Here is a 14,455-nt window from a genome sequence, read left to right on the forward strand (position 1 = left end):
AACACCTATCTCGTTAGCGTTAGTAGCTTGTTTGTTTTCCCTTAGCCCTAGCGCCCACGCCGATGATAACGGCACTATTTCAGACGATGAATTTGCCGTAATGATTGATGGATACGAGAATGGCCTCGTGACTGCTGAGGATAGGGTAGTTCCAACCACGCCCATCAACAGTGAACCTTTGGATACTCCTGCGGCTGGTCTCAAACTCATTTACTTCGAAGCTCCCAATGATTCCAATCGCGCCCGGCTCCAAATAAACGGCTCGGTGCGGTCCGGTACCTACTGCCTTGCAACCAACGGGGACCTCGGCGTCCTTTCCCTCGTACCGCCCGATTGGTCCGACGGCTCAGACACCCCCTACAACACACCACAAGGCACCCTCGGCTGTGTGCCCCTCACCCCAGCAGAACTAGCCGCCGCAGGCCTCGAAATCGCAGAAGAAAACGGCCAAACCGTACTACGCACCATCCGCGTCACCCTCACAACCCACGACTTCGACACCTTCCCCATCGCCCCTGCAACACCCCACCAAGAAAAAGCACCCCACACCCTCAAAAACTACAACACCAACTTCTGGGCAGACCCCAACCCCCAAGAATTCACGCGCACCATCAACGGCCAAAACGTCACCCTACGCGCAACACCAGTCACCTACACCTTCACCTACGGTGACGGCAGCGTGCTCGGCCCCACCAGCTACCCCGGCCAGGCCCTCGGCGAAGACATCTGGGACCAGCCCACCAGCACCTCCCACCAATACGCAGAGCCCGGCGACTACCAGTTCACCCTCACCACCACCTACCGGGGTGAATACTCAGTAGAGGGCGGTCCCTGGCAGGTCATCGACGGCACGGTTAGCCGCACCAGCGAACCTCAGCTCGTGAGAGTATGGCGTACCCAGGTTGGGCTAGTCGCCGATGACTGCACGACAAACCCCAACGCCTGGGGCTGCGAAAGCTAAAACCGGTACAGGCTACTGGTAGAGCTTGCCGCCCGATTCTTCCAGGTAGCAGGTGGGGCAGAGGGACTCGTAGCCCACATGCACACCGTCAATGGCCACCTGGTCACCGGCAAAAACAAACTTTCCATCAACAGTACGGCCGTTAAAGAGCGCCTTCCGTCCGCACCGGCAAATAGTCTTCAGCTCTTCAAGCGTATGGGCGATCTCCAGCAGGCGGGCAGAGCCGGGGAAGGCCCGCGTCCTAAAATCCGTACGAATGCCGTAACACATCACCGGCACGTTCTCTACCACCGCAATCCGCATCAGATCATCCACCTGCTCAGCAGTCAGAAACTGGGCCTCATCCACCAGCAGACACGAGACCGGCAGATGCCAGTGCATACGGTCATCATCGGCATTAGGCTCAGCAGCAGCGTGGAAGAGCTCACGCACCGAATCGTCCGCCCCCACCAAAAAATCAGCCTGGCGAGTCACGCCCAGACGAGACACAATCTCAGTATCGCCCTTGGTATCAACCTGCGGCTTAGCCAGCAGCACGCGCTGGCCCCGCTCCTCATAGTTATGGGCAGCCTGCAACAATGCGGTGGACTTACCCGAATTCATGGCACCAAAACGGAAATAGAGCTTAGCCACGCGGCCACACCTTTCAACCCAGAACACGTACAAGAGAACAAAACCAAACCACACCATTCTAGCCCGGTGCACTCCCCCGCTCACAGGCGTCCGCGTCCCGACCAAACGACTTTGTACCACGCAGTGTTCAGAAATCAGCCTAAAAGTGGGCAGGGGCTGGTACAAACCGGAGTCAATGCACCTAGGTATACAAAAAGGGAGTGCCCCGGAAACCCCGGTACCCTCCCTGTTCCTCACAAGTAACTTACTTGCCTGAGACCTCGAGGCCTGAGACGTCCACGTCCTTGAGCGGGATAGTCTTTGAACCGGTCACCAGCTTGTGCACTAGCCACACGCCAATAATGATGGGCAGACCAATGTAGGCCGAGACAACCTCGAACCAGTGCCCAGCGAAGATAGCGTTGTAGTTCTGGCCGGCAATCACCAGCAGGCACATCAGCAGCGCAACGATGGGGCCAATCGGGAAGAGAGGGGCCTTGTAAGGCAAATCATTAACATCGTTACCCTGAGCCACGTAGGCGCGGCGGAAGCGGTAGTGGCAGATAGCCACACCCACCCAGGTGATGAAGCCCGATAGGCCAGAGATGTTAATCAGCCAGGTGTAGGCAGAACCCTCGCCCACCACGGCAGAGACGAAGCCGAAGAGGCCGATAGCGGCGGTCATGAGTAGGGCGGGCATGGGAATACCGCGGGAGTTCACGCGGGCAAAAATCTTGGGAGCACGCCCCTCCAGAGCCAGGGCGTAGAGCATACGGGATGAAACGTAGAGGCCCGAGTTACCGGCAGAGAGAATCGCGGTCAGAATGACGGCGTTCATCACCGAAGCGGCAAATGCAATACCCAGGTTCTCAAAAACCATGGTGAAGGGTGAGTAGGCGATATCGGTGGCGTCCGCACGCAGCAGGTTGGGGCTGGTGTAAGGAATCAGGGTACCGATAATAGCGATAGCACCGATGTAGAAGAGCATGATGCGCCAGAACACGCTCTTGAGGGCGCGGGGCACATCGCGGCGGGGGTTCTCAGACTCACCGGCGGCAACACCAATCATCTCGGTGCCCTGGAAGGAGAAACCAGCAACCATGAAGATAGCCAGGATAGAGAGGAAGCCGCCCTTGAAGGGTGCTTCGCCGTCGGTCCAGTTAGAAAAACCGTTGCCGTGATTGCCCAGAATACCGAAAATCATGGCGACACCGGCAATCAGGAAGACAATAACGGTGACCACCTTGATGGTAGCCAGCCAGAACTCTGATTCGCCGTAGGAGCGGGCCGAAAGCACGTTGATACCCAGGATGATGGCCAGGAAGACGCCTGCCCAGACCCAGCCGGGAACATCCGGAAGCCAGTAGGACATAATGACGCCGGCAGCCACCAGCTCAGCAGCTACAGTAATGGCCCAGTTGAACCAGTAGTTCCAGCCCATGGCGAAGCCGAAGGAGTCTGAGACGTAGCGGGAGGCAAAGGTCTGGAAAGAGCCTGCAACGGGCAGGTTTGCTGCCATTTCGCCCAGGGACTGCATGAGGAGCAGCACCATGATGCCGATCAGGGCGTAGGCCAGCAGGGCGCCGCCGGGGCCAGCTTCAGCGATGGTGGAGCCGGAGGCAACAAAGAGGCCGGTGCCGATGGCGCCGCCGATGGCGATCATGGAGAGGTGGCGGCTGGCGAGGCCGCGCTTGAGCTCTTCTTTGGTCTGCCCGGTGGGTGCAGACTGCGCTTCAGTAGACATAGTGTGCTGCTACTTTCGGTGGTAATGAGCCCCCAACAGTTTTGCTTAGGGGGCATAAGACAAACTTTAGATTACCACCGCGAGCGCCCTGCTCCCCCGGGTGTGCGGCGTGATTTAGCTCTGCTTATCTTCGTTGATGAAGGTGACGGACGCGCCGTGTTCGACGGTGCGGGAGACGGTGCAGTCTTTTTCGGCGGAGAGTTTGATCAGTCGGTCGACCATGGAGCGGGCTTTTTCGCCTTCTTCGGTGGCGGGGAAGCGCACGTTGAAGCTGACTTCGATGTCGTCGAGGCTGACGGCCTTGTTTTCGTCGACCTTGCGCAGGCCAGAGGAGTGCACGGTGAAGGTTTCGGGTTCTGATTTGCGGCCGGTGACTACATCAACGTCGATGGCGGAGCAGCCAGCGATAGCGGCTAGGAGCAGTTCGACGGGCGTGAGCAGGCCTTCGCCCTGGCCAAAGTCGAGGGTGTCGCCCTTAGCGTTGATGGCGCGGTAGTGGCGGGAGGCGACCCGCTCTACGGTCACGGCGCGGTAGTTGGGGTCTTCGGTGCGGGTGGTCTTATCGGTCATGGTTCTTCCTTACTGTGGGGTGGGGGCGGACGCCGGTACTCGGGTAACGGCGCCAGCACAGGTTTTATTTCTTGGTGGGTAAGGACTTACATGGTGAACAGAAGGTGGGAGTAAGTCTAGTTTTATCTAAACTTATTGCTATGCACCACACCAGCCCTGATACAGGCCAGCTTGACGCCGTCCCCTCTCCTAGCCCTCTGCCCAGCCCTGCCAGCGGGGCGGCGGCGTCCGCTCCCGTTACGGGTGAGCATGTCCACCAGCTGCCCGGCGAAAGCGGCTTTAGGGAGGGCCTGCGTGTAGCGGGCGTGCTCTGCCTGGGTTTTGTTGTTATGGGCATGGGTCTGGGTGTGCTGGTTGCCTCGGTGGGGCTGCCCTGGTGGGTGGCCCCTGCCCTTTCTGCTATTGTCTTTGCCGGTTCGGTGGAGTTCTTGCTGGTAGGTCTGATTGCCTCTTCTGCCCCGCTTGCCCTGGTCGCCTCAACCACCCTTCTGATGAATGCCCGCCACCTGGTCTACGGTATCTCCTACCCCCTGCAGAACGTTAAAGGAAATCTGGCCAAGGCCCTGGCTGTGTATATGCTCTGCGACGAGGCCTACGCCCTGAATACCGCGCCGGGGTCGCAGAATTTTCGTAGCTCCCGCATCATGACGGTTTCTGTGGTGCTCTGGCTCTCCTGGTGGGGCGGCTCCACCCTGGGCGTGATTCTAGGAGCCACTTTCCTCTCCCATTTAGAGGGCGTTGACTTCGTGATGACCGGTATGTTCCTGGTGCTCTCTATCGACGCCTACCGGGCGGTCAAGGACCGGATCACAGCGTCCCTTGCGGTAGCCGCCTCGCTGACGGCCATCGTCCTTGCCCCGCATTCTATGCTGCTGGTGTCTCTGTTGACCCTGGTGGTCCTGCTCATGATCCGTCACCTTGCCACCCAGCGTGCCACCACCCCTGCGAAGGAGGCTCCCCGTGCCTAGCACCGGCTACATTCTCTCAGTTATCTTACTGGCCGCCGGCATCACCTTTGCCCTGCGACTGATTCCCTTTGGGGTGAAGTCCGTGCTCAAGGGTTCAGCCCTGGTGGCCAACCTTGCCGCCTGGCTGCCCATGGGAGCCATTATCTGCCTGGGCTTCTACGTGCTGGCAGAAATCGACTACTCTTCCCGCGAGACGGCCCTGCCCTACCTCGCGGGTATTGTGGTCACCGTAGTCCTGCATCTTTGGCGCCGAAACCTAGCCCTTTCTTTGATTGCGGGCACGGCAACCTGCGTCGTGCTCGCTAACTTGGTCTTCTAAGGAGATACCGTCAAGAGCTACCTACCAAAAAGCGCAGCAAACATACTCGGAGCCGACTGGCTGGGTCTGGCGTGAATCGCGACGAGCCTCTAGGCGAGGAGCGAGAGGGTCAGTCGGCTCCGAGTATGTTTGCTGCGCTCATTTATTGCGCGGTGTCTCTGTTTTAGAGGGCGGCGAGCGCCCCAGCGCGAGCTGGGAGAGGGTCAGCAGGCGGAAGGGATATACCCACCGCGTAAGTGATGTTGGTTTTAGAGAGCTGCGAGCGCTGCCTCGTAGTCGGGCTCGGTGGTGATTTCGTCGACGAGCTGGGTGTAGACGATTTCACCGGCGGCGTTGACGACGACAACGGAGCGGGCCAGCAGGCCGGCCAGGGGGCCGTCGGCCATGGTGACGCCGTAGTCTTCGCCGAAGGAGTCGCGGAAAGCGGACGCTGATACAACGTTCTCAATGCCTTCGGCACCGCAGAAGCGGCTCAGGGCGAAGGGCAGGTCCTTGGAGACGCACACGACGGTGGTGTTCTCCAGCTTGGATGCTTCTTCGTTGAATTTACGGACGGACGCGGCGCAGACGCCGGTGTCGATGGAGGGGAAGATGTTGAGGACCAGGTTCTTACCCTCGAATGAGTCTGAGGTGACTGCGTCGAGGTCGGTGCCCACCAGGGTGAATGCGGGTGCTGTGGAACCTACGGCGGGCAGGTCGCCTACGGTCTGTACGTCATTGCCTTCAAGATGTGTAGTAGCCATAGTTGTATTGTGGCGCAGGCAACCGGGGTGGTGCAAGGTGTTGCGCTGTGCGGGGAACCGTAGGTCTTAGCGGGGGTGAGGGGTTCGATAGACTGGTGTGCAGCTAACTTTCGCATTTTAGGGAGATTTCGTGTCTGCAACCCATCCCGCTGATTCCCATCAGGCTATTCGTATTACCGGTGCCCGCAATAACAATCTCAAGAATGTGTCGGTTGAGATTCCCAAGCGTCGTCTGACGGTTTTTACCGGGGTGTCGGGGTCGGGTAAGTCGTCCTTGGCTTTCGGCGTGGTGGCAGCTGAGTCCCAGCGCCTGATTAACGAAACCTACTCGGCCTTTGTGCAGGGTTTTATGCCCCACCAGGATCGCCCCGAGGTTGATGCGATTGAGGGTCTGACCAGCGCTATTATCGTGGATCAGGAGCGTCTGGGGGCTAATCCGCGTTCTACCGTGGGCACGGCAACTGACGCTCTGCCCATGCTCCGTATGCTCTTTGCCCGCGTGGGCACCCCTAATCTGGGCTCCCCCACCGCTTTTTCTTTCAACCAGGCGACCGTGCAGGGTACCGGGGCACGCAAGGTGGGCGACGGTAAGGCCGAGCACGTTACTTTCTCCCGTACCGGCGGTATGTGCAACCGCTGTGAGGGTCTGGGCCGTACCAGCCAGATCGACCTGGCTGAACTTTTTGATGAGAACCTGACTATGGAGGACGAGGGCTTCTTCAAGGTCCCCGGTTTCTCTACCAGCGGCTGGTCTGCCCGCCTCTACAAGGAGTCGGGCCTCTACCCCACCGATATTCCGGTCAAGGATTTCACCGAGCAGCAGCGTGCCGACTTCCTCTATAAAGAGCCCACCAAGATGAAAATTGCGGGCATCAATATGACCTATGAGGGTCTGGTGCCCCGCATTGAGAAGTCCATGCTCTCCAAGGATAAGGAGGGCATGCAGGCCCATATTCGCGCTTTTGTTGACCGGGCGGTCACTTTTGTCCCCTGCCCTGACTGTGGCGGCACCCGCCTGTCGCAGGCTGCCCTGGCGTCCAAGGTCAACGGGGTGAACATTGCTGAGCTCTGCGACATGCAGGTTACCGACCTGCTTGCCTGGGTGCGTGAGCAGGACATCCCCGAGGTCGCTCCCCTGCTCGCTGCGCTGGAGCATCTGCTGGACTCTATGGTCACCATCGGCCTGGGCTACATTGCCCTCTCCCGCTCTGCCTCCTCGCTCTCAGGCGGTGAGGCCCAGCGCGCCAAGATGGTGCGCCACTTGGGTTCCCCGCTCACCGACGTCACCTATGTCTTTGACGAGCCCACCGCGGGCCTTCACCCCCACGATGTCACCAAGATGAACGAGCTGCTGCTGCGCCTGCGCGACCGCGGTAACACTGTGCTGGTGGTAGAGCATAAGCCCGAGACCATCGCCATTGCCGACCACATCATCGATATGGGCCCGGCTGCCGGTTCGGCAGGTGGTACCGTGGTCTACGCCGGAGCCTTCGAGGGGCTCAAGCAGGCTGATACCGTCACCTCCCGTCACTTCTACGACCGGCAGGGGCTTAAGGACGCCGTCCGCCCGGCTACCGGGGCCCTGCAGGTTACGGACGCAACCCGCAACAACCTCAAAAATGTTTCCGTCGCCGTACCCACCGGCGTCCTGACCACCTTTACCGGTGTGGCAGGTTCCGGTAAGTCCTCCCTGATCACCGAGCTGCTGGAACAGCACACAGACAGTGAAGAGCGCATCATCTACATTGACCAGGCACCCATTAAGGGGTCACGCCGGTCTAACCCGGCCACCTACACCGGCCTGCTCGAACCTATCCGCAAGGCTTTTGCCAAGGCTAACGGGGTCAAGCCCGCCCTCTTCTCAGCTAACTCTGAGGGCGCCTGCCCCGAGTGTAAGGGCTCCGGCGTAATTGAAACCCAGCTGGGCTTCATGGAAAAATCCACCGCCGTCTGTGAGGCATGCGAGGGCAAACGCTTCTCCCCCGGCGTACTCGAATACCGCCTGGGCGACAAGAACATCAGCGACGTTCTGGCCCTCTCCGCATCCGATGCTCTCGCCTTCTTTAGCGCCAAGGAGACCAAGCTGGCCGCCGCAACAAAAATCTTGCAGCGCCTAGTCGATGTAGGTCTGGGTTACATCACCCTGGGTCAGCCCCTCTCCACCCTCTCCGGCGGCGAGCGCCAGCGTATCAAGCTAGCCACCCATATGGCAGAACCCGGTGGAATCTACATCTTCGACGAACCCACCACGGGCCTGCACCTGGCCGATATACAGCAGTTCCTCGGTCTTCTGGATCAGCTGGTCGACGCCGGTACCACCGTGCTCTGCATCGAACACCACCAGGCCGTGATCGCCCACTCTGACCACATCATTGACGTAGGCCCAGCAGCAGGTCACGATGGCGGTACAATCGTGTTTGAGGGAACTCCCGCCCAGCTTGCTGCCGCAGACACCCTCACCGGGGAGCACCTGGCCGCCTACCTAGCATCCTAGAAGTTCCCCTCCTTCGCCACGTCATATTCTCGTTATCCGACGAAATAAGACAGGGCCTAGCATCAGTAACCACACCACCATCTAAAGTTAAACCGTGCCTAAACTCATTAACCACGAAGAACGCAAACAAGAAATCGCCCAAGCTGTCTGGGCGGTACTGTCCCGCGAAGGCGTCCGCGGGGTCTCAGTGCGTACCGTAGCTGCCGAAGCCGGCATCTCCACAGGCTCCCTGCGCCATGTCTTCCCTTCCCATGAAGAGATGATGCGGTTCTCCCTCGACTTCGTGGGTAAGCGCTTCATCCGTAGCCTTACCAGCCGCACCTTCAACTACGAGCTGATTTACAGCCTCGAAGAGATTTTCACCGAGCTTTCTCCCGTTTCTGAGGACGGCAAGCTCTTCATCACCGTGGTTGCGGGCATGCTAGCCGATGCCTCAACGATTCCCGGTATCGCCAAGATTCTGCAGTCCCACGAAAAGGACTTCCTCTACGCCTACGGCTTCCTGCTCAGCCAGCTACGGGCCCAGGGCTTTGTGCGCGACGATATCGATATCGACCTAGAGGTAGAAAAGCTTGTAGCTCTGCTGTGGGGAATTAATTGTCTCTACCTGCTCACCGATGGCGAGGCAAGCGACGAAGAGCTCATGGCCCCCATGCTCACCCACTTCGAGACCCTGCTTGAAATCTTCACCTACCCTGAGGATCAGGACCTCGACTACTTCAGTCAGGAGTTCTTCAGTGCCTAAACTCATTGACCACGACGAACGCAAGAAAGTCATTTCCCAGGCGGTCTGGAAGCTCCTCAACGAACGCGGCGTCAGCGCTATCACCATTCGCAACGTGGCAGCCGAAGCCGGCATTTCCACCGGTTCCCTGCGTCACTCCTTCGACAGCCGCGTCGAACTTGTCACCTACGCCCTGGAACTTATCGGTGTAGAGACCGAGGCCAGTATGCGGGCGGTATCGGTACAGGGGCAGGACGTGCTCAACACCATCAAGATTCTTGAGCACTTCATCCCACTCACCCCGCGCTCCCGCGCGGTTTCCCGCATCACCCTGGGCATGGTGGCCGAGCTGCGTTCTACCCCCGAAATTAAAGATATTTCGACTGCCAGCCTGGAGCGCATCCGCACCCTCTTCTACGACATGCTGGTGCACCTCGACGAGGCAGGACAGCTTAAGGCAGGAACCGATATCAAGGTGCAGGCTAACCAGCTGACCATGCTCAGCTACGGCCTAACCACCAAGGCTATTATCGGCGGCAAGGGGTCAGACCCGGTCAACCTCAGCTACATCTTCCGCTCCAGTATCAACGAGCTGCTTGTACACCCCGTACCCTATGCAACCCAGGAAGACATCGACGAATTCATTGCCCTGTCTGAGGGCGTGGGCGAGCTGCACACCCCCGAAGAGACCGCAGAAGAAAACTAAAAGCGGGGCAAACCTATAGCGAAACTCTTTAAACGCCACAGCGGGCGGAACCGGTACCGGTTCCGCCCGCTGTGTGTATAGGCTTCTGGCTAAAGTACCTGCTACCAGGCGAAGCCGATAGAATCCTCAATCTTCTTCACGAAGTCAGGGTTGGCCTCGTCGACCAAGATAGCGGCGTGCATCAGCTCGTGCCCGTTATCCAGGGTGAAGATATAGCCGGGGGCGTTACTCGAAGCAAAACGTACCTCGGAGCGAATCACACGCACACCGTCTTCGCGGGTGTAGTTAATGGTCTCAACGGTCTCATTGATAGACCAGGCCGGGGTAAGTCGGGCGACGGTTTCTTTCTCCATCTCTTCGGCGCTGCGCCCCTGCTCATCGTTATAGGGGGTGCCCACCATAAAGCGGCCTGCGGCATCCTCTGCGCTACGGTAGTGGGTGAACTGGTAGGTGAAGATTTCTGCCTGGGAGGGAGCGGCGTCCTGCACGTAGTCCTGGGGGACGAAGAAGGTCACGCCGTTCTCGGCAAAGACAGTGCCCGGGAAGGGGTCCTCGGGAGTGGGCTCAGGGGTCGGCTCTGCGGTGGTCGATTCGGGAGTCGGCTCCGGGGTGGGCGTTGCGGTGGTCGCCTCAACGGAGGGGGTAGGGCTGGGCGATGCTGAACTTGCGCTTGCTGAAGCGGTCTGCGGGTCAACGCGGGTAATCACTTCTTCCTGCTGGCAGGCGGTGAGGGCCAGCAGGGCAAGGCTAGTGAACAGGACGACTGATTTTCTGGTCATGTTTCCTTCACAGGTTAAGGCGTGGTGTGCGGCTTTTAATTCTAAAGACCGCAGTAGCACCTGCCCAGTGAAAACCGGAAAATGTGGGCAAGATACCGTGCCCCTCCCCGCGCATTTGCTGCCTGTCGGCTGGGAGGGGCGGCGGGCGTCCGCCCCTGAGAAACTAGGACGCCTGTGCCCGGCCTGCCAGCTCCCGCTTGGCCTTGGGGTAAAGCAGGGCAATCATGAGAATACCCAGCAGAATTACCGGGATGTGGCTGGCCATAGCCCAGCGGAAGGCCTCAAGGGTGTAGGTTTCGGGGGTGCCGGCGCCGAGGCTGTCAAGAATCAGGCCGATCAGGAACACGATGGTGAGGGCCCCTACGAAGCCACCCATATTGGCGATGCCTGTGGCCAGGCCCCGCTGGTGCTGAGGCACATGCGAACGCACCACCTCAAAAGCTGCCATGGACACCGGGCCGTTGATGCCCAGAGTAATAGCCGCAGCGTACACCAGGGCGGTGGGGGCAATTCCGGGCCAGAAGAAAATCAGGGACCACAGGCTGAGGTTGAGCAGGCTGCTGCCCACCGCAATATGCACCCGGTAGGGAGAAAAGCGGGAGAGAATCGAGCCGGTGAAGAACCCGGCAATGACGATGGAGGCCACCACTGTGCTGACGATGCCCGATGCCAAGGCCCGGCTATAGCCCAGGCCCCCGGTCAGGAAAGGCATGCCCCACAGCAGCATGATGGAGAAAATCATGGAGGCCGTCACATAGTGCACCCAAAAGGCCAGGCGCACACCGGGGTAGGCCAGCACCTGTCTGATGGAGGCCCCAAAGCCTGAGCCCGAGGCCGGGGGAAGCACGGGCAAAGAGTCAGTGACGGGGTAGGGGTGGTCGGCGCGGACCCGGTTGGTTTCTTCCTGGTCAGGGAGCGGACGCTGGGCGGACGCGCTCCCCCGTCCGCGCCGGGCTCGGCGGCCCAGCCCCTGGGCTACGGTAGCCCTGCCGGGAGCCGGCCTGAGCGTAAATAGGGCCAGGATCAGAAGGCAGGAACCGATAGCGGCGAGAACAGTAAATCCGCCCTGCCAGCCCAGGGCACCCACCAGGGTGACCAAGGGCGTGACGGCAACCAACTGACCCATCTGGCCCATATTGGCGCTAATTTGGTTGACCACCGGAATCTGTTTAGGGGTAAACCAGTCTGAAATCAGACGGATCAGGCTGACGAAGATACAGGCGTCTCCGCTGCCCACCAGCACACGCGCCAGCAGGGCGAGGGGAACGGTCTCGCTCTGGGCCAGGAGAAACTGGCCAGCCGTCATGAGGGTCAGGCCACCGGCAATCAGCACCGGCGCCCCCTTACGGTCAAGCAGGGCGCCCACCGGCACCTGCCAGCTGGCGTAAACCACCAGCTGCAGCATGATGAAAAGGGAAATAGCTGTCGCCTCTACCCCAAAGTGGGTTTGGGCAGTGGCCCCCAGCGCCGAGAAGGAGCTGCGGTTAATAATTGAGAAGACGTAGGCGGCTATAGCCACCGCCCACACTAGCCATTTCATAAGTGGGCCACTGCTTTCGGGGGTTAGTTGCTCTTCTTGACCACGGAGGACTTCAGGTACATCTGGCCTGCGCCGGGGACCTTAGCTTCAATATCGTGGCCGTTGACGGGGCTTTCGAGCAGACGGATACCGCGTACCTTGGTGCCAGCCTTGATATCGGTACCACCCTTGACCTTGAGGCCCTTGGTGATGGTGACGGAATCGCCGTCTACCAGCTCGTTGCCGACTGCATCGAGTACCTTGGAGCCGGTCTCTTCTGCCTCAGTGGTATCAGCTTCGGCCCATTCGTGACCGCACATGGGGCAGACCCAGAGGTCCCCCTGCTGATAGGAGTACTCTTCAGAACAGGCGGGGCAGGCGGGTGCGGGGGCGTCAGACATGGGGGGTCTCCAAAAGTTAGGTGGTGTCTAGGTCGCTCCCCATTATCCCAGATAGAAGCACAAAACCTTCCGCTCTTCGGGGCGTCGAAGAGCGGAAGGTTCTTGGCTTAGACGTAGGGGGCTTACTTGGTGGTTGCCGGGCCTTCGTCGTTCATGTCGGTGGCAGGGTCTGAGACGACATCGGCAGGGGCCTCGTCGGCCAGCTTCTGGGCCTTCTTATCGGCCTTCTCGGCTTCCTTTTCGGCCTTAGCTTCTGCCTTTTCTACCTGCTTCTCGGCCTTAGCTTCGGCGCGGGCGTCCTTGACCTCTTCAGCCTTTTCCTTGGCTTTCTCGGTGCCTGCGGCGGCAGCTTCTTTAGCCTTTTCGGCACCTGCCGCAGCTGCTTCCTTGGCCTTTTCGGCGACGACGGGTGCCTGTTCCTTGATGGTTTCTTCGGCGGTCTTGATGCCGTTCTGCACCTTGGGGTCGTTCCAGACGTTGGCAGCCTGGGTCTTGATCTTTTCGTACTGGCCGCGGCCTGCGCGAGCACCCAGCACGTAACCGATACCTACACCGGCGATGAACGCTAGACGTGCTTTCATGATAAACCTTCTTTCATCAGGTAGCTTGGTACCCACTATTGTGCCAAAAGCATACTTATGAGCGGTAGACGACACACCGCACACGTACCCAAGACACCATCGAAAAAGTGCAAGTGCCCCGCACTTTTCACGGGGCACTTGCACTTTTCCAAGGGAAAATCCGATTTGGAGGCTAGACGTTGAAGCGGAACTCCACCACGTCGCCGTCCTGCATGATGTAGTCCTTGCCTTCCATGCGGACCTTGCCGCGGGCCTTGGCCTCAGCCATAGAACCGGCGTCGTCCAGGTCGGAGAAGGAGACAACCTCAGCCTTAATGAAGCCGCGCTCAAAGTCGGTGTGAATGACGCCAGCTGCCTGGGGGGCGGTATCACCCTTGGTGATGGTCCAGGCGCGGGTTTCCTTGGGGCCGGCAGTCAGGTAGGTCTGTAAGCCCAGGGTGGAGAAGCCCACGCGGGCCAGCTTGTCGAGGCCGGACTCGTCCTGGCCACTCATTTCCAGCATTTCGCGAGCCTCTTCTTCAGAGAGCTCAACCATGTCAGCCTCAAGCTTGGCGTCCAGGAAGACGGCCTCAGCGGGAGCAACCATGGCGCGCAGTTCAGCCTGCTTTTCCTCAGAGGCGAGGACGCCCTCGTCCGAGTTAAAGACGTAGATGAAGGGCTTGGAGGTGAGCAGGTTCAGCTCCTTGAGCAGGGCCATGTCGATTTTGGCTTCTTCGTACTTGGAAATCAGGGTATCGCCCTGTTCCAGCACGGCCTGGGCCTTCTTGTATTCCTCAAGCTGGGCGGGGTCGCCCTTCTTGATTTTGACGGCCTTTTCCAGGCGGGGAATAGCGTTTTCCAGGGTCTGCAGGTCAGCCAGCACCAGTTCGGTGTTGATGGTTTCCATGTCGCTGGCGGGGTCTACCTTGCCGTCGACGTGGATGACGTCGGGGTCGTCGAAGGCGCGGACGACCTGGGCGATGGCGTGTGCCTCGCGGATGTTCGCGAGGAACTGGTTACCCAGGCCTTCACCTTCGGAGGCGCCGCGAACGATACCGGCGATATCAACGAAGGAGACGGTCGCGGGCAGAATGCGCTCGGAGCCGTAGATTTCAGCCAGGCGGGCCAGGCGCTCGTCGGGCAGGTTAACGACGCCCACGTTGGGTTCGATGGTCGCGAAGGGGTAGTTCGCTGCCAGGATGTTGTTTTTGGTCAGTGCGTTAAAGAGGGTCGACTTGCCGACGTTGGGCAGACCCACAATTCCAATAGTTAAAGCCACGGTTTCTAGTTTACAGGGGCGAGTCAAGCGAGCACGGGAGCGCTGGAGAAGCCCTGCACGCGGTGCGGACGCCCGG

Annotated in this window: 15 protein-coding genes; 6 read left to right on the forward strand and 9 right to left on the reverse strand. The window is 59.6% G+C overall.

Going from position 1 to position 14,455, the window contains the following annotated elements; genetic code table 11:
* Nucleotides 1–31: 31 nt before the first annotated feature.
* Entirely contained in the window at nt 32–961 is a 930-nt protein-coding gene (locus L6758_RS04235; RefSeq protein ID WP_237204619.1) for a hypothetical protein, read from the forward strand.
* A 12-nt stretch (nt 962–973) separates the two neighbouring features.
* Here L6758_RS04235 and L6758_RS04240 read toward each other — a convergent pair whose 3' ends face one another.
* The 3 genes from L6758_RS04240 to L6758_RS04250 all read right to left on the reverse strand — a co-directional run bounded on the left by L6758_RS04240 (nt 974) and on the right by L6758_RS04250 (nt 3,887).
* Nucleotides 974–1,594, reverse strand: coding sequence for a thymidine kinase (locus L6758_RS04240; RefSeq protein WP_237186064.1), 621 nt, complete (start codon nt 1,592–1,594; stop codon nt 974–976).
* A 244-nt stretch (nt 1,595–1,838) separates the two neighbouring features.
* Nucleotides 1,839–3,317 carry an amino acid permease gene (locus L6758_RS04245; protein WP_237204620.1) on the reverse strand — a complete coding sequence of 493 codons (1,479 nt, stop codon included), beginning with the start codon at nt 3,315–3,317 and terminating at the stop codon, nt 1,839–1,841.
* Between the two features lie 114 nt (nt 3,318–3,431).
* Entirely contained in the window at nt 3,432–3,887 is a 456-nt protein-coding gene (locus L6758_RS04250; RefSeq protein WP_237199220.1) for an OsmC family protein, read from the reverse strand.
* A gap of 140 nt (nt 3,888–4,027) precedes the next feature.
* On the opposite strand from L6758_RS04250, the gene L6758_RS04255 reads away from it, so the two are divergent.
* Both L6758_RS04255 and L6758_RS04260 read left to right on the forward strand, forming a co-directional pair.
* Nucleotides 4,028–4,855 carry an AzlC family ABC transporter permease gene (locus tag L6758_RS04255; RefSeq protein WP_237204621.1) on the forward strand — a complete coding sequence of 276 codons (828 nt, stop codon included), beginning with the start codon at nt 4,028–4,030 and terminating at the stop codon, nt 4,853–4,855.
* The gene (locus tag L6758_RS04260) at nt 4,848–5,174 is read left to right on the forward strand and encodes a branched-chain amino acid transporter permease (RefSeq protein WP_237204622.1); all 327 of its coding nucleotides are present in this window, start codon (nt 4,848–4,850) and stop codon (nt 5,172–5,174) included. Before L6758_RS04255 ends, L6758_RS04260 begins: the two co-directional genes overlap by 8 nt.
* 248 nt (nt 5,175–5,422) lie before the next feature.
* Here L6758_RS04260 and tpx read toward each other — a convergent pair whose 3' ends face one another.
* On the reverse strand, nt 5,423–5,917 hold the full coding sequence (gene tpx, locus L6758_RS04265; RefSeq protein ID WP_237199217.1) for a thiol peroxidase: 495 nt from the start codon (nt 5,915–5,917) through the stop codon (nt 5,423–5,425).
* A gap of 130 nt (nt 5,918–6,047) precedes the next feature.
* On the opposite strand from tpx, the gene L6758_RS04270 reads away from it, so the two are divergent.
* The 3 genes from L6758_RS04270 (at nt 6,048) to L6758_RS04280 (ending at nt 9,841) form a co-directional block, all read left to right on the forward strand.
* Nucleotides 6,048–8,411 (forward strand): ATP-binding cassette domain-containing protein, encoded by a 2,364-nt coding sequence (locus L6758_RS04270; protein ID WP_237204623.1) that lies wholly within the window; start codon nt 6,048–6,050, stop codon nt 8,409–8,411.
* A 94-nt stretch (nt 8,412–8,505) separates the two neighbouring features.
* Nucleotides 8,506–9,156: a TetR/AcrR family transcriptional regulator gene (locus L6758_RS04275; protein ID WP_237204624.1), complete on the forward strand. Its 651-nt coding sequence runs from the start codon at nt 8,506–8,508 to the stop codon at nt 9,154–9,156.
* Entirely contained in the window at nt 9,149–9,841 is a 693-nt protein-coding gene (locus L6758_RS04280; RefSeq protein ID WP_237204626.1) for a TetR/AcrR family transcriptional regulator, read from the forward strand. The genes L6758_RS04275 and L6758_RS04280 overlap by 8 nt, the downstream gene beginning before the upstream one ends.
* 101 nt (nt 9,842–9,942) lie before the next feature.
* Here L6758_RS04280 and L6758_RS04285 read toward each other — a convergent pair whose 3' ends face one another.
* The 5 genes from L6758_RS04285 to ychF form a co-directional block, all read right to left on the reverse strand.
* On the reverse strand, nt 9,943–10,620 hold the full coding sequence (locus tag L6758_RS04285; RefSeq protein ID WP_237204627.1) for a hypothetical protein: 678 nt from the start codon (nt 10,618–10,620) through the stop codon (nt 9,943–9,945).
* A 163-nt stretch (nt 10,621–10,783) separates the two neighbouring features.
* Nucleotides 10,784–12,160 carry an MFS transporter gene (locus L6758_RS04290; RefSeq protein WP_237204628.1) on the reverse strand — a complete coding sequence of 459 codons (1,377 nt, stop codon included), beginning with the start codon at nt 12,158–12,160 and terminating at the stop codon, nt 10,784–10,786.
* Nucleotides 12,161–12,183: 23 nt separating this feature from the next.
* Entirely contained in the window at nt 12,184–12,540 is a 357-nt protein-coding gene (locus L6758_RS04295) for a zinc ribbon domain-containing protein YjdM (protein ID WP_237204629.1), read from the reverse strand.
* A 122-nt stretch (nt 12,541–12,662) separates the two neighbouring features.
* Nucleotides 12,663–13,121, reverse strand: coding sequence for a hypothetical protein (locus L6758_RS04300; RefSeq protein WP_237204630.1), 459 nt, complete (start codon nt 13,119–13,121; stop codon nt 12,663–12,665).
* A gap of 172 nt (nt 13,122–13,293) precedes the next feature.
* Nucleotides 13,294–14,379, reverse strand: a complete 1,086-nt coding sequence (gene ychF / locus L6758_RS04305; RefSeq protein WP_237188077.1) for a redox-regulated ATPase YchF — start codon at nt 14,377–14,379, stop codon at nt 13,294–13,296.
* Nucleotides 14,380–14,455 lie beyond the last annotated feature (76 nt).

It is taken from the genome of Rothia nasimurium, assembly GCF_928382285.1.
GTDB lineage: Bacteria > Actinomycetota > Actinomycetes > Actinomycetales > Micrococcaceae > Rothia > Rothia nasimurium_E.